The organism is Streptomyces sp. URMC 124, from assembly GCF_051386455.1.
In the GTDB taxonomy this organism is placed as follows: domain Bacteria; phylum Actinomycetota; class Actinomycetes; order Streptomycetales; family Streptomycetaceae; genus Streptomyces.
On sequence record NZ_JBPQTS010000009.1, the window covers coordinates 20582 to 42684 of the forward strand.

21 protein-coding genes and 2 pseudogenes are annotated in these 22103 nt (G+C 72.2%); 9 read left to right on the top strand and 14 right to left on the bottom strand.

Features of this window, described 5'->3' with window-relative positions:
- Positions 1–68: 68 nt before the first annotated feature.
- The 4 genes from ACSNOG_RS03280 to ACSNOG_RS03295 are packed head-to-tail and all read right to left on the bottom strand — an operon-like array spanning position 69 to position 5038.
- Positions 69–1256: an XdhC family protein gene (locus tag ACSNOG_RS03280; protein ID WP_436750978.1), complete on the bottom strand. Its 1188-nt coding sequence runs from the start codon at positions 1254–1256 to the stop codon at positions 69–71.
- The gene (locus ACSNOG_RS03285; protein ID WP_436750979.1) at positions 1249–3390 is read right to left on the bottom strand and encodes a xanthine dehydrogenase family protein molybdopterin-binding subunit; all 2142 of its coding nucleotides are present in this window, start codon (positions 3388–3390) and stop codon (positions 1249–1251) included. Before ACSNOG_RS03285 ends, ACSNOG_RS03280 begins: the two co-directional genes overlap by 8 nt.
- Positions 3387–4397, bottom strand: coding sequence for an FAD binding domain-containing protein (locus ACSNOG_RS03290; protein WP_436750980.1), 1011 nt, complete (start codon positions 4395–4397; stop codon positions 3387–3389). Before ACSNOG_RS03290 ends, ACSNOG_RS03285 begins: the two co-directional genes overlap by 4 nt.
- Positions 4394–5038 carry a (2Fe-2S)-binding protein gene (locus ACSNOG_RS03295; protein ID WP_436750981.1) on the bottom strand — a complete coding sequence of 215 codons (645 nt, stop codon included), beginning with the start codon at positions 5036–5038 and terminating at the stop codon, positions 4394–4396. Before ACSNOG_RS03295 ends, ACSNOG_RS03290 begins: the two co-directional genes overlap by 4 nt.
- A 278-nt stretch (positions 5039–5316) precedes the next feature.
- On the opposite strand from ACSNOG_RS03295, the gene ACSNOG_RS03300 reads away from it, so the two are divergent.
- Entirely contained in the window at positions 5317–5895 is a 579-nt protein-coding gene (locus tag ACSNOG_RS03300) for a TetR/AcrR family transcriptional regulator (protein WP_436750982.1), read from the top strand.
- Between the two features lie 79 nt (positions 5896–5974).
- A complete protein-coding gene (locus ACSNOG_RS03305) occupies positions 5975–6535 on the top strand; it encodes an N-acetylmuramoyl-L-alanine amidase (protein WP_436750983.1) in 561 nt (186 codons plus the stop codon).
- Positions 6536–6594: 59 nt separating this feature from the next.
- Here the strand turns inward: ACSNOG_RS03305 and ACSNOG_RS03310 are convergent, their stop codons facing one another.
- Both ACSNOG_RS03310 and ACSNOG_RS03315 read right to left on the bottom strand, forming a co-directional pair.
- Positions 6595–6765, bottom strand: coding sequence for a hypothetical protein (locus tag ACSNOG_RS03310; protein ID WP_436750984.1), 171 nt, complete (start codon positions 6763–6765; stop codon positions 6595–6597).
- Positions 6766–6886: 121 nt separating this feature from the next.
- Positions 6887–8212 (bottom strand): YhgE/Pip domain-containing protein, encoded by a 1326-nt coding sequence (locus tag ACSNOG_RS03315; RefSeq protein ID WP_436750985.1) that lies wholly within the window; start codon positions 8210–8212, stop codon positions 6887–6889.
- A 127-nt stretch (positions 8213–8339) separates the two neighbouring features.
- On the opposite strand from ACSNOG_RS03315, the gene ACSNOG_RS03320 reads away from it, so the two are divergent.
- Entirely contained in the window at positions 8340–9002 is a 663-nt protein-coding gene (locus ACSNOG_RS03320; RefSeq protein WP_436750986.1) for a MerR family transcriptional regulator, read from the top strand.
- 109 nt (positions 9003–9111) lie between these two features.
- On the top strand, positions 9112–10044 hold the full coding sequence (locus tag ACSNOG_RS03325) for a DUF4232 domain-containing protein (RefSeq protein WP_436750987.1): 933 nt from the start codon (positions 9112–9114) through the stop codon (positions 10042–10044).
- Here the strand turns inward: ACSNOG_RS03325 and ACSNOG_RS03330 are convergent.
- Positions 10043–10915 (bottom strand): annotated as a pseudogene (locus ACSNOG_RS03330) (esterase/lipase family protein); the annotation flags it as partial. The gene ACSNOG_RS03325 and the pseudogene ACSNOG_RS03330 sit on opposite strands and share 2 nt — an antisense overlap.
- Before the next feature lie 391 nt (positions 10916–11306).
- Here ACSNOG_RS03330 and ACSNOG_RS03335 point away from each other — a divergent pair.
- Both ACSNOG_RS03335 and ACSNOG_RS03340 read left to right on the top strand, forming a co-directional pair.
- Positions 11307–11414, top strand: coding sequence for a hypothetical protein (locus ACSNOG_RS03335; protein ID WP_436751027.1), 108 nt, complete (start codon positions 11307–11309; stop codon positions 11412–11414).
- A 7-nt stretch (positions 11415–11421) separates the two neighbouring features.
- Positions 11422–11913 (top strand): DUF899 family protein, encoded by a 492-nt coding sequence (locus ACSNOG_RS03340; RefSeq protein ID WP_436750988.1) that lies wholly within the window; start codon positions 11422–11424, stop codon positions 11911–11913.
- Positions 11914–11989: 76 nt separating this feature from the next.
- Here the strand turns inward: ACSNOG_RS03340 and ACSNOG_RS03345 are convergent, their stop codons facing one another.
- The gene (locus tag ACSNOG_RS03345; protein ID WP_436750989.1) at positions 11990–12946 is read right to left on the bottom strand and encodes an RNA polymerase sigma-70 factor; all 957 of its coding nucleotides are present in this window, start codon (positions 12944–12946) and stop codon (positions 11990–11992) included.
- Positions 12947–13124: 178 nt separating this feature from the next.
- On the opposite strand from ACSNOG_RS03345, the gene ACSNOG_RS03350 reads away from it, so the two are divergent.
- Both ACSNOG_RS03350 and ACSNOG_RS03355 read left to right on the top strand, forming a co-directional pair.
- On the top strand, positions 13125–13610 hold the full coding sequence (locus ACSNOG_RS03350) for a carboxymuconolactone decarboxylase family protein (RefSeq protein ID WP_436750990.1): 486 nt from the start codon (positions 13125–13127) through the stop codon (positions 13608–13610).
- Positions 13611–13706: 96 nt separating this feature from the next.
- Positions 13707–14138 carry a GNAT family N-acetyltransferase gene (locus ACSNOG_RS03355; RefSeq protein ID WP_436750991.1) on the top strand — a complete coding sequence of 144 codons (432 nt, stop codon included), beginning with the start codon at positions 13707–13709 and terminating at the stop codon, positions 14136–14138.
- Positions 14139–14305: 167 nt separating this feature from the next.
- Here ACSNOG_RS03355 and ACSNOG_RS03360 read toward each other — a convergent pair whose 3' ends face one another.
- The 6 genes and pseudogenes from ACSNOG_RS03360 to ACSNOG_RS03385 all read right to left on the bottom strand — a co-directional run bounded on the left by ACSNOG_RS03360 (position 14306) and on the right by ACSNOG_RS03385 (position 21365).
- Positions 14306–14671 (bottom strand): cupin domain-containing protein, encoded by a 366-nt coding sequence (locus ACSNOG_RS03360; protein WP_436750992.1) that lies wholly within the window; start codon positions 14669–14671, stop codon positions 14306–14308.
- Positions 14672–14838: 167 nt separating this feature from the next.
- Complete coding sequence (gene helR / locus ACSNOG_RS03365; protein ID WP_436751028.1) at positions 14839–17028, bottom strand: RNA polymerase recycling motor ATPase HelR; 2190 nt, start codon at positions 17026–17028, stop codon at positions 14839–14841.
- 181 nt (positions 17029–17209) lie between these two features.
- Positions 17210–18505 (bottom strand): glycosyltransferase, encoded by a 1296-nt coding sequence (locus tag ACSNOG_RS03370; protein ID WP_436750993.1) that lies wholly within the window; start codon positions 18503–18505, stop codon positions 17210–17212.
- Between the two features lie 222 nt (positions 18506–18727).
- The gene (locus tag ACSNOG_RS03375; RefSeq protein WP_436750994.1) at positions 18728–19486 is read right to left on the bottom strand and encodes a hypothetical protein; all 759 of its coding nucleotides are present in this window, start codon (positions 19484–19486) and stop codon (positions 18728–18730) included.
- 125 nt (positions 19487–19611) lie between these two features.
- Positions 19612–20205, bottom strand: a complete 594-nt coding sequence (locus tag ACSNOG_RS03380; protein WP_436751029.1) for an HDIG domain-containing metalloprotein — start codon at positions 20203–20205, stop codon at positions 19612–19614.
- 141 nt (positions 20206–20346) lie between these two features.
- A pseudogene (locus ACSNOG_RS03385) lies at positions 20347–21365 on the bottom strand (alpha/beta hydrolase).
- 194 nt (positions 21366–21559) lie between these two features.
- Between ACSNOG_RS03385 and ACSNOG_RS03390 the strand changes: the two are divergent.
- Complete coding sequence (locus ACSNOG_RS03390; protein WP_436750995.1) at positions 21560–22078, top strand: GNAT family N-acetyltransferase; 519 nt, start codon at positions 21560–21562, stop codon at positions 22076–22078.
- The last annotated feature ends 25 nt before the right edge of the window (positions 22079–22103 follow it).

The window sequence follows — 22103 nt, forward strand, 5'->3', positions numbered from 1 at the left end:
GCGTCGTGCCGCACGGGACACGCGGGCCCTCACCCGATGGACGGACACCGCTGCGGGCGAGGCCGGGTTCAGGCCGCCGCCTCGTTCCTCCTTTCTCCTTCGTCCCGGTGGATGGGCGCGTCCGAGCCGGTCAGGGGGACCCCCGTCCCACCCCGCCGGGCCGCGACGATCTCCGCCGCGATTGACAGCGCCGTCTCCTCGGGCGTGCGGGCGCCGAGGTCGAGGCCGATGGGTGACCGCAGGCGGTCCAGTTCCCGGTCGGTCACGCCGGCTTCGCGCAGCCGCCGGTTGCGGTCCGCGTGGGTGCGGCGCGAGCCCATGGCGCCGACGAACGCGACGGGCAGCCGCAGGGCCTCCTTCAGCAGGGGCACGTCGAACCTGGCGTCGTGGGTGAGCACGCACAGGACCGTGCGCCCGTCGACCGCGGTGCGCCGCAGGTACCGGTGCGGCCAGTCGACCACGACGTCGTCGGCTTCGGGGAAGCGGGCGCGGGTGGCGAAGACGGGGCGGGCGTCGCACACGGTCACGTGGTAGCCGAGGAACTTGCCGGTGCGTACGAGCGCCGCGGCGAAGTCGATCGCACCGAAGACGATCATGCGGGGCGCCGGCACGCTCGCTTCGACGAGCAGGGTGAGGCCACCGGGGCAGCGGGATCCGTCCTCGGAGAGTTCGACCGTCCCGGTGCGGCCGGAGTCCAGCGCGGCCCGGGCCTCGGCGGCTGCCGCCCGGTCCAGGCCCGCGTGGCCGCCGAGGGTGCCTTCGAGGGCCCCACCGGCCTCGTCCCCCTCGCTCGCCCCGCACGCCTCGTCCGACTCCGCGTCACGTACGAGCAGCAGCCCGCCGAGGAGTCCGGCCGGGCCGCGGACGACGCGCGCGGCCGCCACCGGCTCGTCCCGGGCGGCGGCAGACAACGCCGAGCGGAACACCGCTCGCCCCGGCGCGTCCGCCGCGACCGGCGTGACCATGACGTCGATGACCCCGCCGCAGGTGAGACCGACCGCGAAGGCGTCCTCGTCGCTGTAACCGAACCGTTCGACGACCGTCCGGCCGTCCGCAAGCGCCTGCCGGCACAGCTCGTACACCGCTCCCTCGACGCAGCCCCCGGACACCGAGCCGATGACCGTGCCCTCGCCGTCGACGGCGAGGGCGGCTCCGGGGCCGCGCGGGGCGCTGCCGGTGACGGCCACGACGGTCGCGACGGCGAAGTCCCGGCCCTGCTCGGCCCAGTGGTGCAACTCCTCGGCGATGTCAAGCATGCGGGTCCCTCGCGGGCGCACCGGCCCGGATGACGCGGTCCGGGCGGATGGGCAGGCTCCGGTGGCGTACGCCCGTCGCGTGCCAGACCGCGTTGGCGACGGCCGCCGCGGCACCCACGATGCCGATCTCGCCGATGCCTCTGATGCCGACCGGGTCGTCGGGGTCCGGGGCGGGGTCGTCGATCCAGTCCGCCTCGACGCGCGGTACGTCGGCGTGCGTGGCGACGTGGTACCCCGCGAGGTCGGCGCCGTAGTGGCCGCCGGAGGCGCCGTCGCGGACCGCCTCTTCGTGCAGGGCCATGGAAATGCCCCACGTCATGCCGCCGGTGAACTGGTTGCGGGCGGTGAGCGGGTTGACGATCCGGCCCGCCGCGAAGATGCCGAGCATGCGCCGCACGCGCACCTCGCCGGTGCCGGTGTCCACGGCGACCTCGGCGAACTGGGCCCCGAAGGAGTGCCGCTCCTTCGGGGGGAGCGCACCGACGGCTGCGGTGGTGTCCGACCGCACCGTGATCCCTTCCGGCGGGATGCCGGCGCCCGGGACGAGCCGCTCGCGCAGCCCGGCCGCCGCGGCCGTGATCGCCCACGCCCACGAGCGGGTGCCCATCGAACCCCCGGCGATCATCGCCGGACCGAAGTCGCTGTCCCCGATGCGCACCCGGACGCGGTCCGGGGCCGTCTCCAGCGCATCGGCGGCCACCTGGGTGAGCGCGGTCCGCGCGCCGGTCCCGATGTCCGCCGCCGAGATCCGTACGGTGAACGTTCCGTCCGCCTCCGCCGTCACGGCCGCAGTGGACGGCCGGGCCATCACCGGGAAGGTGGCCGCAGCCGTGCCGGTGCCGAGCAGCCAGCGGCCCTCACGGCGCAGGCCGGGACGGGGGTCCCGGTCCGCCCAGCCGAACCTGCGGGCGCCCTCCCGGAAGCAGTCGAGCAACTGGCGGCCGCTGAAGGGCAGGCCGGACACGGGCCCCAGCCCGGGTTCGTTGCGCACGCGCAGCTCGATCGGGTCGACGCCGCACTTCTCGGCCAGTTCGTCCAGCGCCGCCTCCAGCGCGAACGAGCCCGGAGCCTCGCCCGGCGCGCGCATCCACGACGGGGTCGGCACGTCGAGGCGCACCACGAGGTTGGCTGTGTGGTGGGCGTCCGCGTCGTACATCACCCGGGCCCCGCCGGCGCTCGGCTCGACGAACTCGCGCACGGTGGAGGTGAGGCTCAGCGAGCGGTGCTCCAGCGCGCGCAGCCGCCCGTCGGCGTCGGCGCCCAGCCTGATCCGCTGTGCCGTGGGGCTGCGGTAGCCGGCGAGCGAGAACATCTGGCGGCGGGTCAGCACGACCCGCACGGGGCGGCGCAGGGCGGTCGCGGCCATCACGGCGGCCACCTGGTGGACGCGGAGCCCCTTGCTGCCGAACCCGCCCCCGACGTGTTCGGACCGCACCCGCACCGAGGCCGGGTCGAGCGAGAACAGGCCCGCGAGCTCGCCCGCGACCCAGGTGGTGCCCTGGTTGGAGTCGACGACTTCGAGCCGGCCACCGTCCCAGCGGGCGGTGGCCGCGTGCGGCTCCATCGGATGGTGATGCTCTTCGGGGGTGGTGTACTCCGCGTCCACGACGGCGGCGGACGCCGCCAGCGAGGCCTCCAGGTCTCCCTTCCCGACGACGGCCGGCATGTGGCCGTCCAAGGGGTACGCGTCCGGGCGGTCACCGGCGAACGCGATGTCGAACGGCTCCTCCTCGTAGCGCACGACGAGCGCTTCGGCCGCCTCCCGGGCCTGCTCGGGCGTCTCGGCGACCACCAGCGCCACGGGCCACCCCACGTGCGGCACCCGGTCGTGCTGGAAGGCGGCACAGGAGGGGTCCGGCGGAACCCCCAGCAGCCCGATCTTTCCCGTGTCGACGCGCGGGGCGTTCCCGTGGTGGAGGACGGTGAGCACGCCCGGCATCGCGAGGACCCCGGCGGTCTCCACCGAGAGGATGCGGCCACGGGCGACGGTGGACAACACCAGCCAGCCGTGCGCGAGTTCGGTGAAGGGGATCTCTGCGGCGTAGCGGGCCGCTCCCGTGACCTTGTCGCGGCCTTCCACGCGGGTGTGCGCGGTGCCGACGGCGGCCTTGTGCGCCGCTGGGGCGGTGGTCATCGGACGGCCTCCTCGGTGAGTCCGGGCTCCTCGGCGAGTTCGGTCAGCACCGCCACCACGAGGTTGCGCATCAGCGTCACCTTGTATCCGTTGTCCGGCAGCGGCTCGGCGGCCGCCAGCTCGGCCTCAGCGGCGGCGGCGAACACCTCGCCGCCGGGGCGTGCTCCGGTCAGCACCCGTTCGGCCGCGACGGCCCGCCACGGCCGGGACGCGACCGCCCCGAGGGCCAGGCGCGCCTCGCGTATCACGCCGTCCCGGACGTCGAGCGCGGCGGCGACGGAGCCGATCGCGAAGGCGTACGAGGCGCGCTCGCGCACCTTCCGGTAGCGGGAGCGGGCGGCGGCCGGAACCGGTGGCAGGGTGACGCCGGTGATCAGTGCTCCCTGCGGCAGGGCGGTCTCCAGGTGCGGGGTGTCACCCACGGGCAGGTAGAACGCGGCGAGCGGCAACTCGCCCGGCCCGTCGGTCGTTTCGTACGAGACGACGGCGTCGAAGGCGCTCAGCGCCACGGCCATGTCCGAGGGGTGGACCGCCACGCAGTGGCCGGAAGCGCCCAGGATCGCGTGGTTGCGGTGTTCGCCCGTGACGGCGGGGCAGCCGCTGCCGGGGACCCGCTTGTTGCAGGGCCTGGTCACATCGGTGAAGTAGCCGCAGCGGGTGCGCTGGAGCAGGTTGCCGCCGACCGTGGCCATGTTGCGTAACTGCCCGGAGGCGCCGGCCAGCACCGCCTGCGCGAGCGCCGGGTAGTGGCGGCGGACGGCGGGGTGGGCGGCGAGGTCGCTGTTGGTGACGGTCGCGCCGATGTGCAGACCTCCGTCCGCAGTCGGCTCGATGCGGCCCAGGGGCAGTTCGCGCACGTCGACGAGGCGGGAGGGCCGCTCGACGCCGGCCTTCATCAGGTCGACGAGGTTGGTGCCGCCGCCGAGGAAGCGGGCGCCCGCATCGCCGTCGAGCAGCGCGAGGGCGCCGGAGACGTCGAACACGCGCTGGTATGCGAACTCCTTCACGCGGCAGGCCTCTCCGTCTTCGCGGTCTGCGGCGGCTGAGGCGATTGAGGCAATTGAGGCAATTGAGGTGCCTGAGGCGTCTGCGCTCTTGCCACGCCCTCGGCGTGGACGGCGGCCGCGCGGCCGACCGCCTGCACGATCGACGCGTAGGCGCCGCAGCGGCACAGGTTCCCGCTCATCCGCTCCCGGATCTCCTCGGCGGTCAGCGGGGGCGGTCCGGCCTCGGGGCGTATGTCGCCGGTGACGGCGCTCGGCCATCCCGCCGCATGCTCCTCGATCACGGCGATCGCCGAGCAGATCTGCCCCGGCGTGCAGTAGCCGCACTGGAAGCCGTCCAGGTCGAGGAACGCCTGCTGGACCGGGTGCAGTTGATCGTCTTCGGCGAGGCCCTCGACGGTGGTGACCGCGCGCCCCTCGGCCGCCACCGCGAGCTGCAGGCAGGCCACGGTCCGGCGGCCGTCGAGCAGGACGGTGCAGGCGCCGCACTGGCCTTGGTCGCAGCCCTTCTTGGTGCCGGTCATGTCGAGGCGCTCGCGTAACGCGTCGAGCAGGGTGGTGCGGTGATCTACGGTCAGCGTGTGCTTGTCGCCGTTGACGTCCAGGGTGACGGAGCTGTACGTGGACGAGGGGGGTGGGGCCATGATCAGCCTTCCTTCGCGTATCCGGAACATCGGGGGATGGCGCGCGGTACGTACGGGGAGACGCGGGTTCGGGGATATTCGGGGACACTGCACGCGGCGGAGGCCGCACGGCCGGGGGAAGATCACAAGGCCGAGGGGCCGCGACGGCCGTCAGCGGGCCGTATCCGCCGCTATGGTGAGCGTGAACACAAGCGGACAACTGTCCGCTCTTATCGGAGCGTAGTGGACAGTTGTCCGGTTAACAAGGGCGGGTTTCGGGCACGCCGCCGGGAGGACGAGTGCAGGACAAGAAGGACGCGGCTCAGCGGTCGGACGCGCGGCGCAACCGCGAGCGCATCCTGGAAGTGGCCGTGGCCGAGCTGACGCGCTGTCCGGACGCTCCGCTGAGTGCCATCGCCAAGAAGGCGGGCGTCGGGCAGGGCACGTTCTACCGCAACTTCCCCCACCGCGAGGCGCTCGTCCTGGAGATCTACCGCTACGAAATGCAGCACGTCGCCGACGCGGCGGCCCAGTTGCTCGAAACGAGGGAACCCGACAGGGCCCTGCGCGAGTGGATGGACCGGCTCGCCCGGTTCGCGATGACCAAGGCCGGCCTGGCCGACGCGATCCGCACGGCCACCAGCAGGCCCGGCGGACCGGCGAAGCCGGGGCACGCACCCGTGTCCTCCGCGGCCGGCCTCCTGCTCCGCGCCAACGAGCAGGCCGGCACCATCCGCCCGGGAGTCTCCCCGGACGACTTCCTCCTCGCCATCGCCGGCCTCTGGCAGCTCGACCCCGGCTCGGACTGGCAGCCGCGCGCCGCCCGGCTGCTCGACCTCGTCATGGACGGACTGCGCGCGGGAGCCCCCGGGAAGTGACCCGCATTCCGGGGCCGGGCCCCTGCCCTTCGTGGCACGCCTGCGGTCCGCCGCGAGGCCGGAGCGTAGAGTCGGGCTCATGGGACGCTACGGCAGCGAACGGCTCGTCAACTGGTACCACCTGTTGCCCGAGCGCCGCCTCGACGCCATCACCGCGGTCGTGCTGCACGCCACGGAACTGCCCGGTTTCGAAGAGGCGCGGCTGGAAGCCGACAAGACGGCGCGGGAGAGCGACAGCGGGCGCGGGATGTGCGGGCACCTGTACATCGACCGGGACGGCACGGTGCACCAACTGGTTCCTCTCGAACGTGTCGCCCAGCACGTCCAGGGGCACAACACCCCCTCCGTCGGCATCGAACTGATCAACCGCGGGCGCTACCCACGGTGGTTCGACACCGACCACCAGACCCCGGTGGAGCCGTTTCCGGCCGCACAGGTGCACGCACTCATGGAAGTGCTGAGGACGCTGCGCGGTGAGTGCCGGGCTCTGACCGACTTGTACCGGCACAGCGACCTCGACACCGCACTGGTCCCGGCATCGGACCGCCCCGAAGTGAAGGTGCGCCGCCGGATCGACCCCGGTCCGCTCTTCCCCTGGGCAGCCGTGTCCGCGTTCTGGGCGGAGCTCGGCGAAGAGTGAGGCCGGCAGGCGCCGCCGCGCCGCCGTACTGCGACCGCGCGAGCCTTTGGCCCCCCGGCTCAGTCCGCGGCCGTGCGACAGGCGGAGCCGTCCGTGCCGCCGGAGAGCTTCCGGCAGCCCGTGACGGACGCGTCCGACGCGTCGGACGCCGCGCTCGACGCCTTGCGCTCCCGGATCGGCGGCAGCAGCGGGTTCAACACCTTCGTGCGCGCCTCGATCCCCTCGGGCAACGGCTGGAAGGTCCGGGTGGAAGAGCAGCGTAAACGGCCGCCGGCCAGGGCGATCGAGGAGATCGTCCTGGCCGGCGTCGAGGTGAAGCCTCGGAGGCTGCTGGCTGCTGCTTGCTGCCTACTACGCGGAAGCGGTCGCCGGTGCGACGTCCGCGGCACCGGCCGGTTCCGCGGCGGCGTCGTCGGGGCGGGGGATGCGGTGCAGCCCCTTGCGGTCGTAGAGGCGGGTCACGCCGAAGCCGAAGAGGACGGACGCGACCAGGGCGATGCCCATGGAGATCCACGCGCGGCTCAGGCCGGCGTCGGCCTGGGCGTCGTAGTAGAGGATGGAGCGCATCCCGCCGGTGATCTGGCGCAGCGGCTCGAACTCCGAGAGCGTCCGGAAGAAGCCGGGCAGCGCCTCCAGCGGTACGGTCGCACCCGACGACGGGACGGCCATGGCGACGAAGACGATGGTCGAGACCAGCATGCCGGGGGTGCCGAAGACGGCGAGCAGGGCCAGCGCGCTGACGCCGACGGCCGCGATCGTGCCCACGGAGTAGAGCCACAGCAGGCCGAGGTGGGAGGCGTCCATGTCGAGGATGCCGACCGTGGCGAGCTCGACGAGGGAGCCCATCACCACGGAGAGGCCCAGCATGAGGACCGTGCCGACGGCCAGCGTGCGGACCCGGCTCGTGTGCCGGACGGGCATGCGCTGGCGGAAGGGGCCGAAGTCGGTGTGCAGGTAGCCGAGCGCGGTGTCGACCTGGGAGACGATCGCATTGGCGCCGAGCATGCCGCAGACGACGAGGACGAGCGCGTAGTAGAAGGCGCTCAGGCCCATGGCGCTGTGCGAGCCGAGCGGGTGGCCGTCCGCCACCTCGACGTTCACGGGGTCGGCGAGCATCAGCCGGGAGGCCGGGGCGAGTTGCGCCTTCTGCGCGGCGGCGCGGTTCAGGAGTTCCTTGCCGAGCTGGGCGGAGGCGGCGTGGGCCGCCTTCTGGTTGGCCTGGCTGGCCATGGAGGAGCCGATGCTGCCCGCCGACTGGTTGGTCAGCACCGTCAGGGTCGGCCGCTTGGCGTCCGCCGGCTTCGGGCTGCTCAGTGCGGCCACCGTGGCGGTGAAGTTCTCCGGCACGACGAGCGCGCCGTAGACCTTGCCCTGGCCGAGCCGCTTGTCGGCCTCCTCCCGGCTGACGACCTGCCAGGAGAAGCTGTCGTTGCTCGCGGCGGACTTCTCGATCCCGGAGACGACCTGGTCGCCGAGGTTGAGGTGTTTGCCGCCCGTGTCGGCGCCGCGGTCGCTGTTGACGAGCGCGATGGGAAGGTCGCGCAGGTTGCCCTTGGGGTTGACGTTGCCGCCCACGTAGAGCAGGGCGAACAGGATGGAGACCACCGCGACGATGAGGCCTGAACCGATCCACAGCTTTGGGCTGCGGAGTACGGAGGAGGGCTCGGGGGAAGGCATAGACGCTCCGAGTTATTACCGAGAGTAACTGGATACTGAAGGTATCCAGTAGCTAGATAGTGGCAGTATCTTCCAGGAGTGTCCAGTCGTCGCAGGGCGCCCGGCCGCACCACCAGCGAGGAACCGCATGAAGATCTCGGAGCTCAGCCGCACGACCGGCGTGCCGGTCGCCAGCATCAAGTACTTCCGGCGCCAAGGCCTGCTGCCCGCCGGGAAGGCGACGGCCGCGACCCTGGCCGAGTACGGGCAGGAGCACGTCCAGCGCCTGCGCCTGATCAAGGCGCTGACCACCCTGGGCGGGCTCTCCATCGCCGCCGCCCGCGACGTCCTGACCGCCGTCGACCAGGCCCACAGCACCGACGGCTCCCTGGGAGCCGTCAGCTACGCCCTGCCGGTGCCCGTCGCCGAGTCCCCCGTCGGCGACGCCGGCCGGGAGGCGGAGATCGGGGCGGCCGCGGAAGCGGAGGTCGCCGACCTGATCGCGGCCATGGACTGGCAGACGCCCGGCACGTCCCCCCACGTCGCGGGGCTGACGGCGGCGCTCAGGGAGCTCATGCGGCTCGACTCGGACTACCAGCCCGGCGAGCTCGTCGCCTACGCCGAGCTGGCCCGCTCCATCGCCCGCCTGGACCTCGACCGCGCCGCCGCCATCGACGACCCGGTCGCCCTGGCCGAGCGCGCCGTCATCGTCTTCGCCCTCTCCGCCCCCGTACTCGAACTCCTGCGCCGCCTCGCCCAGGAGGACCAGGTCCGCCGCCGCGTCGCCCAGGGCGGCACCGACCCCGAGTGAGACGCCGATCGGTGCCATGAGCAGTCCGGCCTTGTCTGTGGCACGACTGTGACACAGGAGTGTGGTGCGAGTTACGGCGCAGCGTGGTCCAGACCTGTTCACTCGGCGTATGCGCACCATCTTCCGTACCCTTCCCCTCGCCCTGTCCGGCGCCCTGCTCCTGACGGCGTGCGGGTCGGAGCAGGCCGCTTCGCGCCAGGACGGCCGGGCAGCCCCCGGGGCCTCCGGTTCCTCGGGCCCTGCCGGTGACTGCTCCTCCGCTCCTTCCGCGGGCGCGGGCGCGGTCACCGAGCCGGGCAAGGACGGGGTGCGGATCACGGGCGTCGGACGGGGCGCGCGCCCCTGCTTCGGGTTCGAGGTCACCAACCAGGAGAAGGAAGCCCTCGACTACACCGTCACCTTCACCGTCCTGTCGGACACCGGGGCGGCACTGGAGACGACGAAGGAGACGGTGCCGTCCGTCAAGCCGGGCCGGACGACGCGGCGCACCGTCGAGATGAGCGCGGCCCTTCCCGGTGCACGAGGCGGCGCGCGTGTGCGCATCGCGAAGGTGAGGAGCTTCCCCACCGCCGAAGCACCGTCCGTGAGCGGCACCTGCCCCTCTTCGGGAGTGCACGTGTACGCGGACGACGAGGGCAATGCCGCCATGGGACTGCGCGTCCTGGGAATCAACCTGCAGAACTGCGGGACCCGGCCCTACCGGCTCAACGGCCACCCGCAGGTGCAGGTCCTCGACGAAAAGCACCGGCCGGTCAGCGGCGTGGAGACCGTCCGCGGCAGCGAGGTCGCGCAGAGCACCGGGGCCGACGGGACGCCCCAGCCCCTCGTCCTCAAGCCGGGCGAGCGGGCCTACGCCGTTTTGGCCTGGCGCAACACGGTCGAGGGCGGCGCCGCTGTGAACGCCCCCTACGCCCGGGTACGGACCGAGCCCGGCGCCGCCCCGGTGATGGTGGCACCGGAGTTCGACCTGGGCACGACGGGGAAGCTCGGTGTCGGCCCCTGGAAGAAGGACGAGACGCGCCCGCCGGCAACCGACCGGTGACGGAGGCGCAGGAGGCCGGGGTGGCACGGTCGGGGTCGAGGGCGTTGGCCACGAGGTGGAAGGCGAGGGGATCGGCCACGGCAAGGCCCCAGTGCTCGGAGGGATCCGGCGGGCACACGTCCTGGATCAGGATGTTGTCGACGCCGGGGCCGTCGAGGAACGAGGAACGGCGGGGGTCGACGACCTCGTCGTGACGGGTGGCGATGACCGTGTAGTGCACGCCCGGGACCACGTCGCCGTCACGGTTGAGCGTGCGGAGGAAGTCCGATCCCGCGAGTTGCTCCCGGAGGGCGGGGAAGGGCAGCAACCGCCGGGTGGCGGGGACGTGCCGGACGAGCGCGTGGAGTCCCGGGACGGTGGCGCCGTGGTTGCTGGGCGCCAGGCCGACGAGGGAGTGGACCTTGGGTGCTCCGCCCAGGAAGCGCAGGTAGTAGCGGGGCATCATGCCGCCCTGGGAATGCCCGACGATGTCCACCTGCCAAGCGTGCGTCGCCGCGAGGATCCCATCGACGTACGACGCCAGTTCGTGGGCCGAGCGGGCGACCGGGCCGAGGCCGGCCAGGCCCGGGGCCTGCGGCACCCGCCCGTAGTCCGGCCGGAAGACGCAGTATCCGCGCGACGCGAGGTAGCCCGTGAGCGCGGGCCAGGTCGCGGCGGAGTCCAGTCCCGTTCCGTGCAGCAGGAGAACGGGGCGGGGGTGCGCGGGCGTTGGTCTGCATCCGTTTTCGTTTCGGTCGCCGCCCGCGGCCGGGACGCGGGGCGCGGCCGTCACGCCACTCGGCGGCGACAGCCAGGCGAGCCCCAGAAGGCCGAGGAGAGCCAGGAGCAGCAAGGAGAGGGCGGGGCGGCGCGTCGTGGGCGGAGCGGCCATTGCCGGGTCTCCTCTCTTCCGGCACCCGTAGGCGCCGGACGTCGGGCACCGGGCGCCGTACCCCGGGCCCGCAGCCCGGGCCCCGGAACCGTTCCGGTGGCGAGCCTGCCCGCGCCGTCACTCCACGGAACCCGGGCACGTCCCCGCTCATGCGTTCACGGTCACGGGGGAGTCCCGTGACACCTCCCCGGCTTTCCCCCTCCCCGTCGCGTGGCGGTCCCCCCTGCCCCGGCGGACAATGACGGCGAAAGTACGCGGGGGCGAGAGTGCATGGGCGAGAGCGCATGGGCGAGATCACGCGGAGGCGCGGATGCGGTTGACCAACCTCAGGGAGGAGCCGGCCGCATACGTCCGCGCTCGCGAGGAGCTGCGGCAGGCCGAGATCGAGCTGATGCGCCACCGCGAACGCGTCGCGGAGCAGCGCCGCCGGCTGCCGCCCGGGCCCCGTCGTCGACGACTACATCTTCGAGGAAGGCCCGGCGGACCTGCAGGCCGGTGACACCCCGGTGACGACCGTACGGCTGAGCGAACTGTTCACCGGGCCCGGCCGCGACCTGGTCGTCTACCACCTCATGTACGGCAAGCAGCAGACCGAACCCTGCCCCATGTGCACCATGTGGATCGACGGTTTCAACGGAGTCGCCCGCCACATCGCCCAGAACGCCGATTTCGTGGTGGTCGCCGCGGCCGGCCTGCCCGCTCTCCGCGAGCACGCCCGGAACCGGCAATGGACCAACCTGCGGCTGCTCAGCGCCGCGGCCGGGACGTTCAAGTACGACCTCGGCAGCGAGGACGCCGACGGCGTTCAGGACTCGACCGTGTCGGTGTTCACCCGTGACGACGAAGGGTTGGTGCGCCACTTCTACTCGGCGCACCCCCGGATGGCCGATGACATCGACCAGCGCGGCATCGACCTCCTCAGCCCCGTGTGGCACGTCCTCGACCTCACTCCCCGGGGCCGGGGCGAGTGGTTCGCCGCGCTCGACTACGAGACGTGAACGGCTCGTCAGGCCGTCAGCTCGTCGGCCGTCGGCCGGTCGGCTCGTCGGCCCGGCCGGTCCCCGGCGGCTCCCCTCAGCGGCGCAGAGCGGTTTCCTGCAGCATGTGCGACAGCTTCTCGGGGTTGCGCACGGCGTAGAGGCCGGTGATGAGGCCGTCGTCGATGCGCACCGCCACGACGGTGTCGAGCGCCCCGTCGATCCGGAGGACCAGCGCCGGGCAGCCGTTGACCTGCGCCGGCTCCATCGACGCCGCGCCCGGGACCTTGCCCATCCCCCCGATGAGCAGGCGGGCCACCTTGTCCGCGCCCATCACCGGCCGCAGGATCGCCTTCTTGACGCCGCCACCGTCACCCAGGAGGACGACATCCGGAGAGAGGACGTCGAGCAGGCTCTGCAGATCCCCCGTCTCGGTCGCCCGCCGGAACGCATCGAGCGCGTCCCGGGTCTCGGCCGGGGAAACGACCCCGCGCGGCCGGCGCGCCGCGACGTGCGCCCGCGCCCGGTGCGCGATCTGGCGGACCGCGGCAGGGGTCTTGTCGACGGCTTCGGCGATCTCGTCGTAGTCCAGGTCGAACACCTCGCGCAGGACGAACACCGCGCGCTCGGTCGGCGCGAGCGTCTCCAGCACCAGCAGCATCGCCATGGAGACGCTGTCGGCCAGCTCGGCGTCCTCGGCCACGTCCGGGGCGGTCAGCAGCGGCTCGGGAAGCCAGGAGCCGACGTAGGACTCCTTGCGCCGGCCGAGCGTGCGCAGCCGGCCCAGCGCCTGGCGGGTGGTGATCCGGACCAGGTACGCACGCCGGTCCCGCACCGCGCCGAGGTCGACGCCCGCCCACCGCAGCCAGGTCTCCTGCAGGACGTCCTCCGCGTCGGCGGCCGAGCCGAGCATCTCGTAGGCGACGGTGAACAACAGGTTGCGGTGGGCGATGAACGCCTCCGTGGCGAGGTCCGTACGTCCACCGCCGCCGGCGGCCACCCCGGCCGCCTCACCCGTGCCGCGCTCGCCGCGCTCGCTGACTTCGCTGTTCACCGACTGCTCCCGCCTGTTCTCTTCCCGATCCCGAGGTGTCACGCGCACAAGACGCCGGTCCCCGCGGCTTTGTGACACCCGGAAGCGGTGGCGCTCGTCACATCGCCGTCCCGTCACAAGGAGCGGGCGGCCGGCATCTCTTGTGCGTCAGAGCAACACCACGAGTGAGGACGATGTCATGAGCACCCGATTCGACCTGTTCGCCAACGAGCTCGCCGCCAAGTTCGCCAAGCGGTTCGCCAACGCCGGCATGGTGGTCGTGCAGTCGTCGCTGCCGAAGCCCACGCAGGAGCTGGTGGCGCTGCGCGTCAGCCAGATCAACGGCTGCGGTTGGTGCATCGACATGCACGTCAAGGAGGCCGCAGCCGCCGGTGAGAGCGCGGTCCGGCTCAGCCTGGTCGCCGCCTGGCGCGAGTCCACCGTGTTCACCGAGGCCGAGCAGGCCGCGCTGGCCTTCGCCGAGGAGGGCACCCGGCTCGCCGACGCCCACGAAGGCGTCTCCGACGCGACCTGGGAGGAGGTGCGCAAGCACTACGACGACGACCAGACCGCCGCGCTGATCTCCTTGGTCGCCCTGGTCAACGCGGCCAACCGGCTCGCCGTGATCGTGCACCAGCGGGGAGGCTCCTACGAGGCCGGCATGTTCGCCGCCGCGCACGCCTGACCGACGGGACGGATGGGGCCCGGCCGGGATCACCGTCGGCCGGGGCCCGGCCAACATCACACCCTTTTCCCGCCCGCGCCCGTCTAGAGTCCCCGTATGAAGATCATCGAGCTGGAGCCGGGCGACCCGCGGCTTATATCCGACCTGCTCCCCGTTCTCCGGGAACTGCGTCCCCACCTCACCGAGGAGACCTTCCGCGAGGTGTACGAGGAGGGGCACGGGCAGGGTCTGCGCTTCTCGGCCGCGTACACCGACGAGGGCCTGTGCGTCGGCGCAGCCGGATGGCGCGTCGTGGTCAACACGAGCACGCTGCGCTCGCTGTACGTCGACAACCTGGTGACCGCCGCCACCGCACGCTCCACCGGCGTCGGCCGCGAGCTCCTCACCCACCTGCAGGAGCTCGCTCGCGCAGCCGGTTGCCACCACTTCGTGCTGGACTCGGCCACGCACCGCACCGACGCCCACCGCTTCTACCTGCGGGAGAGGATGGCCATCGCGGCGTTCCACTTCATGAAGCCGCTGGGCTGACGAAAGCGGGCTGCCGGGCCGCGCGCCCGGAGGAAGCCGGCGGTGCCGGGAGCTGCACTGGCGCCGGCTCATCACCGCCCCACCAGGTCGCCCCCGGCGCTGCGGTCGCCCCCGACGACGAACGGCTCACCCTGCAGGGACATGGGGTGTGGTGCGAAGTGGTGTGCCTACCGGCGCTTGGCGTACTCGGCGAAGCCCTGCCAGTCGATCACGACGCACGGCTCGTCGCCGACGACCCACGCGTCGTGACCGGGCGGGCAGAGCATGCAGTCGCCCGGGGCGAACTCGTCCTCCTGCCCGTCGTCCATGACGACGCGCATCCGGCCCGAGACGACATAGGCCAGGTGGGGCGCCTGGCAGCTGTCGGTCCCGGCGATCGGCTTGACGTGCCGGGACCACCGCCAGCCGGGCTCGAACGTCGCCCGGCCCACGGGCCCGGCCCCCAGGTCCACCATCTCCAGCTGCCCCTTGCCGTCCTCGAAGGGGCGTACTTCCTCCGCGGAAGCGAAACTCTTGCGCACGAGACCGGCCATGGACGCTCTCTCCTCGGGCTCTCCTCGGAAGATCTGGATCTCCCGAACGTAGCCATGCCGCAGCCGCACTGCGACCGCTGTGGGCCGCGCGGGTGACGCGGCCACCGCGTGCAGGGGCGGGGGAGCACCCCTGCACGCGTTCACACGGCCATCCGGCGGCTATCCGGTCATGCGCTCGTGAGGATGACGAGTTGCCGGGTCGCCCGGGTCATGGCGACGTAGCGGTCGACGGCTCCCTCGACGCCCGTGCCGAACTCCTCCGGGTCGATGAGGACGACCAGGTCGAACTCGAGGCCCTTCGACAGCTCCGGGGTCAGCGACCGGACGCGCCCCGTCGCCCGGAAGGCGGGATCGCCGATGACGCAAGCGGTTCCGTCGGCATTGGCGGCGAGCCAGGTGTCGAGGACCGATTGCAGTTCGGAAGTGGATCCGTGGAGGACGGGGATGCCGCTGCTGCGGATGGAGGTGGGCACGTTGGCGTCCGGGAGCGCGGCCCGGATGACCGGTTCGGCTTCCGACATGATTTCTTCCGGCGTCCGGTAGTTGATGCTCAAGGAAGCCAGGTTGACCCGGTCGAGCCCGACCCGCCCGAGCCGTTCCTGCCACGACTCGGTGAACCCGTGCCGGGCCTGGGCGCGGTCCCCGACGATGGTGAAGCTTCGCGAGGGGCAGCGGAGCAGCAGCATCTGCCACTCCGCGTCGGTCAGTTCCTGGGCCTCGTCCACGACGACGTGCGCGAAGGGGCCGGCGAGCCGGTCCGGGTCGGTGCCGGGCAGGGCGCTCCGGTCGATCAGGCTCTCCTGCAGGTCCTGTCCGCGCAGCATCGTCACCGCGCCTTCGCCGTCGTCGTCGGCCGCGAGGACGTTGTCGATGACGTCGGCCATGCGGGCGCGTTCGGCGGCGACGGCGGCCTTGTGCCGGCGCTTCTGCAGCGCCGTCTCCGGGTCGCCGAGCCGCTGCCGCGCGCAGTCCAGGAGCGGCAGGTCGGAGACCGTCCAGGCCTGTGGGGCGTCCTTGCGCTGCAGCTTCCGCACCTCGTCGGGGCCGAGCCAAGGGGCGCACATCCGCAGGTAGGCGGGCACCGACCACAGGTCTCCCACCAGGTCGGCCGCTTCGATCATCGGCCAGGCCCGGTTGAGGGCGCCGAGCAGCTCCTTGTTGTGCTGCAGTGACGTGCGGAGCTGCTCGGACGAGAAGGTGTCGTCGCCATCACCATCGCCGTCGCCGTGCTTGTCCATGATGATCGTGAGCAGCTCCTCCCAGACCTGCTCGCGCGCTTCGTTGTGCGGAGTACCGGGCTCTGCCGCGTCGAAGGCCGCCGCCCAGTCGCGGGCGCCGATCCGGACGTCGGACCAGGGCGTCGTGACGGTCATCGTGTCGGTGGGCGGGTCCTCGTAGAACCGGACGGCCTTTTCGATCGCCTTCACCATGTCCGCGGACGACTTCAGGCGGGCCACGTCCGGGTCGGTCTCGACCGATGCCGTGGCTCCTTCGGCGACGAGGTCCCGCAGGGTGCAGGTCTGTACGCCCTCCTCTCCGAGGCTGGGGAGGACGTCGGCGACGTAGCCCAGGTAGGGCTGGTGCGGACCGACGAACAGCACGCCGCCGCGGCGGTGGCCGAGACGGGGGTCGGAGTAGAGGAGGTAGGCGGAACGGTGCAGGGCGACGACGGTCTTTCCCGTGCCCGGACCGCCGTCGACGACGAGGGCGCCGCCGGACCCCGCGCGGATGATGGCGTCCTGGTCGGCCTGGATGGTGCCGAGCACGTCCCGCATCCGCGGCGACCGGTTGCTGCCCAGGCTGGCGATGAAGGCGGACTGGTCGTCGAGCGCGGCGTGCCCGGCGTAGCCGTCCGAGGTGAACACCTCGTCCCAGTAGTCACTGACCCGGCCACGGGTCCAGCGGTACCTGCGGCGGCTCGCGAGGCCCATGGGGTTGGCATGGGTGGCTCCGAAGAACGGCTCGGCCGCGGGGGAGCGCCAGTCGAGCAGCAGCCGGCGCCCCGTGCTGTCGGTGAGGCCGAGCCGTCCGACGTACACGGGCCCGGAGTCGTCCGCACCGACCATGTGCCCGAGGCACAGGTCCAGCCCGAAGCGACGCAGGGTGCGCAGGCGCGCGGTCAGCCGGTGGACCTCGATGTCCCGGTCCATCGCCTGCCGGCCCATGCCGCCGGGCGCCTTGCGCGCGGCGTCGAGGCGGTCGGACACCTCGGCGATCGACTGCTCGAGGCACTCCGCGATCGCTGCGAAGTGCAGTTCGTCGCTGCCGATCAGGGCCGGGTCGGCCTTGGCGGAGAGGCGGTCGGGAAGGTCGAAAGCGCTGGTGGTCACGGGACTCGCGGGGGTCGCGGAGTCCACGTCGGTTACGTAGTGCACGTTGGTTATGGGGTTCCCGTCTGTTATGGGGTTCACGTTGGCTACGGGGTTTACGGGGTTCACGTTTGAGCTCCGACTCGGGGCCGCCGCTTGCGAGCATGGCGTGCGGCAGGGTGTTCTGGACCGGGTGTGACGAACCCGGAGGCCGTGGCGTGGCCGTGGTTCACGCGGACATGGACGCCCGTTCCCGGCGGACCGGGTCGAGCAGCAGGTGTGCGGCCACCGTCGCCCCGTCGGGGCGGATCGTGCCGGCCACGGCAGTGGCTCGTGCGCGCGTCTCGGGGGCCAGGGCCGTCGCGAGCGCGGCCGACAGGGACTCGACGGTCGGAACGGGACCGTCGTGCGCCACGCCGATGCCCAGGTCGGCCACCCGGCCCGCCCAGTACGGCTGGTCCGTCGCCTGAGCCACGACCACCTGCGCCGCACCGGCCCGGGTGGCGGTCGTCGTGGTGCCCGCCCCGCCGTGGTGGACGACGGCGGCCACCCGGGCGAACAGCGCGTGCTGGTTGACCTCGCCGACGATGAAACAGTCGTCCCGGCCGTCGAGCAGGGCCAGGCCGGCCCAGCCGCGGGCCACGACAGCGCGGCGGCCCTGCGCTCGGACCGCCTCCACGGCCACCTCGGCGACGTCCCTCGAAGCGTGCATGGGCATGCTGCCGAAGCCCACGTACACCGGTGGCGTGCCGGCGTCCAGGAACGCGATCAACTCGGCCGGGAGCGGATTGGCGTCCGACAGGATCCACGCGCCGGTCTGGACGACGTCGAGGTCCGGCGTTCCCGGCGTGCCCGGCGTGCCCGGCGTGCCCGGCGTGCCCGGTGTCCCCGGCGTCTTCTGCCACGGGTCCAGGACCGGGTCCGTCGCCAGCCACGGCCGGTCGCCGATGACGTAGTCACGGACGTCGTCCACCGGGGGCAGGCCGTGCGCCACCCGGTTCGTATTGAGCGCCTCGCCGAACAGCGCGTTGATGCTCTGCGCGTCCATGTCCCACAGCACCCGGTTGTCGGTCACCTCCGGCGGGAACGGCCGGCCCGGATACGCCAGCGGCCGGCGGTGCGGCGACGGCAGGGTGAGCTGCTGGAAGGTCACGGACACGGAGCGGATGCCCAGTTTCTCGGCCACCGACAGCGCACCGGCCGCGGCCGGCATCATGCCGGTCGCCACCAGTACGTCGCACCCCTCGGCCGCCGCGGTCACCACCTCGAACTGACCGGCGATCAACTCGGCCGCGCGCCGGGGCAGGTCCGACGCCGACGGCGGCGCCGCCGCGGTCGTCAGCGCCCGTGCCGACGGGCCGACCGGGACCATCGACACACCGACACCGGACAACCGCTGCGCGAAGTCCTCGTCCGGCGGCGCGCACACCCGCACCTCGGCACCGAGTGCCCGCAACTGCACCGCGAGGCCCGCCAGCGGCTCGACGTCCCCACGCGACCCGTACGTCGACAACAACACACGCACTCGGCGCCCCCCATTTCCGCAGGTCATTCCTGTTCAGGACGTTGATTCTGCGGTATGACCGGGGCCTTGCGGCAAGCCCCCCGATGCGCTATATGTTGAGAGTGGAAAGGAGCGGGTCGCCTCCTTTCCCTTTCTTTTTGCCACCTGACGGCGCGTGCCGCGTGCGGTGGCGTGCGCGTGCGCCCGGGCAGGACTGTGCCTGACCGAGGCGCGCGCCGTTGACTACGCCTTCTCGGACGGCTCGGCGGCCGCCTCCTGCTGCTGACCCACCACGCTGTAGGTGACCGACCGCGCCTGCTTGCGGCGTTGCACCTTGTCCTGGGCGACGAGCGCCTCGAGCGTGTTGCGCACCACGGCGGCCTGCACCGTACGCGCCGGGTGAGCGGTGCTCACGCCGTGGGTGATCTCGGCAACCGACTTCGGCTCCTGCTCCCCGGCCAGGTACGACAGGAGGAGCTCGCCCCAAGTGACCTCCCCGCGGCCTGCCTTCGCCCCGCGGCGCTCGACCCGCGCTCGCGCGGCCGGCTGCGACGAACGAGGCCGGGGCACCTTCGCGCCGGCGCCGGCCTTCTCGCCGGTCTTGCGCTCACCTGCCTTGGAGTCGCCGGTCTTGGAGTCGCCGGTCTTGGAGTCGCCGGTCTTGGAGTCGCCGGTCTTGGACTCGCCTGCCTTGGACTGGCCTGCCTTGGACTCGCCGGTCTTGCGCTCGTCAGCCCTGGGCTCCCCGGCCTTGGACGCACTGCTCTTCGGCTGGGCGGCCGCTCCTTCCGGCGCCGGCCGCTGCGCCGCCGCGGCCGGCTCACCGGTGAGCGTGGCCCGCAGCTGCAGCAGTTGCCGGTGGTCGGCCTCCAGCGTCTCCAGCCGCTGCTGCAGCGCCGAGATCTCCGTACGGACATGCTCCCGCTCCTGGGACACGCGCTCGATGTCCGCAGTGACCTGGGCCGTGTACTGGTCTTTGAGGGAAGTGGCGATGTCTGACATGAGGTGTCCTCGCTCCAGTTGGCGTGTGTGAGCCGCGATGTTACCCATGCCGACCCACTAGCGGCAGACGCAAACGGAGGAATCGTTGCGCATGACTTGGTGGTCGGGGGGAGGAAAGAGGACCGTCAGGTCCGTGCGTGTCCGTACCGCGCGCTGAGCGAGACGAGCTCCGGCTCGCCGAACCGGCCGCGCAGCGCGTGGAACGCGGCGACCTTCTCCGCGCCGAACCGTCCCACGTGCGTGGCATAGGTGTTGAAGGAGACGAAGACCGGGGGAGTGGTCTTGCTGTGGAACTTGTCCGCGTACATCACCAGCTGTTCTTCGCCGCTCTCCGCGACGTAGTCGGCCACCGGCAGAGGCAGCCCCTGCTTCTCGATGTCGTGCCGCGTGAGCCCGACGCCGGTGTGGCAGGAGCAGAAGCGACGCAGTCGTTCGGGGAAACCCTCCTGGCGGAGGATCTCGTGACCGAGCACCCCGTGGCGGATGTATTCGCCGGACGGGATCCGGCCCGTGTCGTCGTAAAGCCGGTAGACGCCGATGTCGTGGAGAAGGGCGCCCGCGCGGACGAGGCCGGCGTCGAGCCGGTGGCCGTCGGCGGCCAGCAGTTGTTCGGCGACCCGGCAGACGATCTCGCAGTGGGTGTACACGAGGTCGAACGCCTCGCGCGTCGGTGCGTACTTCGCGTGTAGCGCGCGTATGGCGTCGACCGTCGGCAGCATCACGGATGGAGCGTAGCCGAGGGCCGCGGAGCGGCGGGGATCAGCCGCACTCTCCGCCGCCCCAGGCGGCACCGGGTGTGCGGGCCGTGAGCAGGATCAGCAACTCGACCGGTCGTACCGGTGTCCGTCGAGGACCTGTGCTCAGGCCCCACCGGCTCGGTTCCCCTTACCGGACTGTGCGAGGAGGCGCCGGAGCCAGCGGGTGCGCGCGTTGCGGGCGTCCTGGCTGAGGGCCGCATGGGGGGCCAGGCCGTCGAAGCCGTGGTAGGCGCCGGGCCATACGTGCAGTTCGGCCTGGCCGCCGGCCTGCCAGATCGCGTTCGCGTAGGCGATGTCCTCGTCGCGGAACATCTCGGCCGACCCGACCTCGATGTAGGCCGGCGGGAGCCCGGAGAGGTCCGTGGCACGGGCGGGGGCGGCGTAGGCGGCAGGTCCGCAGCGCCGTAGCGGTCGCCCAGCAGTGCCTTCCAGGCGGTCGCGTTGGAGGTGAGGTCCCCTATGCCGAGGCCCGTCATCTGGTGACTGGAGAAGGTGTCGTTGCGGTCGTCGAGCATGGGGCACAGCAGCAGTTGCCCGATCGGTGCGGGCCCGCCTCGGTCGCGGGTGAGCAGGGTGAGTGCCGCAGCGAGCCCGCCGCCGGCGCTCTTGCCTCCGATGATGACGCGGTCGGGGTCGATGCCCAGTTCGGCCGCGTGCTCGGTAGCCCCGAGGAGCCCTGCGTAGCAGTCTTCCAGGGGCCCCGGGTACTGCGTCTGCGGCGCCAGCCGGTACTCGACCGAGATGACGGCCAACTCCAGAGGAAGGGCCCACTCGCGCAGGATCCGCGGAAGCACGGACCACGCGTTGCCCATGATCATGGCGCCTCCGTGCATGTAGTACAGCAGGGGCAGTCGCCCGGCGAGCCCGGCGGGCCGCGCGCTCACGAGCGTGACGTCCGGTCCGTCCGGCGGTCCCGGCACCCGGAGTTCCGTCACCTCGAACCGGCCGCCGGCGCGAAGCTCCTCGGCGGTCGGCCTGGGCCGGGACGCAGCATCCCGCTCCTGGTGCGCCGCAAGATTCTCCGGGGTGACCGGCTCCCTCGCCTCCTTGCTCAAAGCCGCCAGCACGACGCTCAGTTCGGGGTCGAAGGGAGGCGCTGCTGCCTGCGGCGGTACGCACATGTGCCCGGGGAACACTCGCCTGAGACTCATGCAGCGTAGCCAATCACACGGCCGGCGGAGACGAATTGACTGTTCTCCGCGCACGGGCACGACCTTGGTCGGACGTGCGGGTCCGGGCAGGTTGGGCCAGGATGTCGAGTCATGGTTCTGCAGGGCTTGTATGGGGAGTGGTCGAGATCGTGATGAGAGACGGCGTGAACGCCATGGAGATCGGAGAGATCGGGACCGGTAGGTTGAGCCTCGTGCCGCTCGGTGTCGAGCACGCGGTCGAGATGGCCGAGGTGCTCTCCGACCCGGCTCTGTACGTCTTCATAGGTGGCGCCCCGCAACCCTTGCCGGCTCTGCTGGCACGGTACGAGCGCTTGGTGGCCGGCTCCTCCGACCCCGCGGAGACCTGGTGGAACTGGGTGATTCGGGTCCGGGGAGAGGAGCGTCTGGCCGGCACGGTGCAGGCGACGGTCAAGACCACCGAGCGCGGGCGTGTGGCGGAGGTCGCCTGGGTGGTGGGGACTGCGTGGCAACGGCGGGGGATCGCCACGGAGGCGGCGCGGGGGCTGATCGCCTGGTTGCAGGAGAAAGGCATTCGGGTTGTCCGTGCCCACATCCACCCGGATCACCAGGCTTCCGCCGGCGTTGCCGCTGCGATCGGCCTGGCCCCCACGGGGTGTTGGCACGAAGGCGAGATGAGGTGGGAGACGCCGACGGCACGGTAGAGGCAACCGGCGGACCTTGAGCTTC

Excerpts from the sequence above, each read along its gene's own strand:
- ACSNOG_RS03280 (WP_436750978.1), bottom strand. The coding sequence starts at position 1,256 with ATGCTTGACATCGCCGAGGAGTTGCACCACTGGGCCGAGCAGGGCCGG.
- ACSNOG_RS03285 (WP_436750979.1), bottom strand. The coding sequence starts at position 3,390 with ATGACCACCGCCCCAGCGGCGCACAAGGCCGCCGTCGGCACCGCGCAC.
- ACSNOG_RS03295 (WP_436750981.1), bottom strand. The coding sequence starts at position 5,038 with ATGGCCCCACCCCCCTCGTCCACGTACAGCTCCGTCACCCTGGACGTC.
- ACSNOG_RS03305 (WP_436750983.1), top strand. The coding sequence starts at position 5,975 with ATGGGACGCTACGGCAGCGAACGGCTCGTCAACTGGTACCACCTGTTG.
- ACSNOG_RS03315 (WP_436750985.1), bottom strand. The coding sequence starts at position 8,212 with ATGCCTTCCCCCGAGCCCTCCTCCGTACTCCGCAGCCCAAAGCTGTGG.
- ACSNOG_RS03320 (WP_436750986.1), top strand. The coding sequence starts at position 8,340 with ATGAAGATCTCGGAGCTCAGCCGCACGACCGGCGTGCCGGTCGCCAGC.
- ACSNOG_RS03325 (WP_436750987.1), top strand. The coding sequence starts at position 9,112 with ATGCGCACCATCTTCCGTACCCTTCCCCTCGCCCTGTCCGGCGCCCTG.
- ACSNOG_RS03335 (WP_436751027.1), top strand. The coding sequence starts at position 11,307 with ATGCGCCACCGCGAACGCGTCGCGGAGCAGCGCCGCCGGCTGCCGCCC.
- ACSNOG_RS03350 (WP_436750990.1), top strand. The coding sequence starts at position 13,125 with ATGAGCACCCGATTCGACCTGTTCGCCAACGAGCTCGCCGCCAAGTTC.
- ACSNOG_RS03355 (WP_436750991.1), top strand. The coding sequence starts at position 13,707 with ATGAAGATCATCGAGCTGGAGCCGGGCGACCCGCGGCTTATATCCGAC.
- ACSNOG_RS03360 (WP_436750992.1), bottom strand. The coding sequence starts at position 14,671 with ATGGCCGGTCTCGTGCGCAAGAGTTTCGCTTCCGCGGAGGAAGTACGC.
- ACSNOG_RS03375 (WP_436750994.1), bottom strand. The coding sequence starts at position 19,486 with ATGTCAGACATCGCCACTTCCCTCAAAGACCAGTACACGGCCCAGGTC.
- ACSNOG_RS03380 (WP_436751029.1), bottom strand. The coding sequence starts at position 20,205 with ATGCTGCCGACGGTCGACGCCATACGCGCGCTACACGCGAAGTACGCA.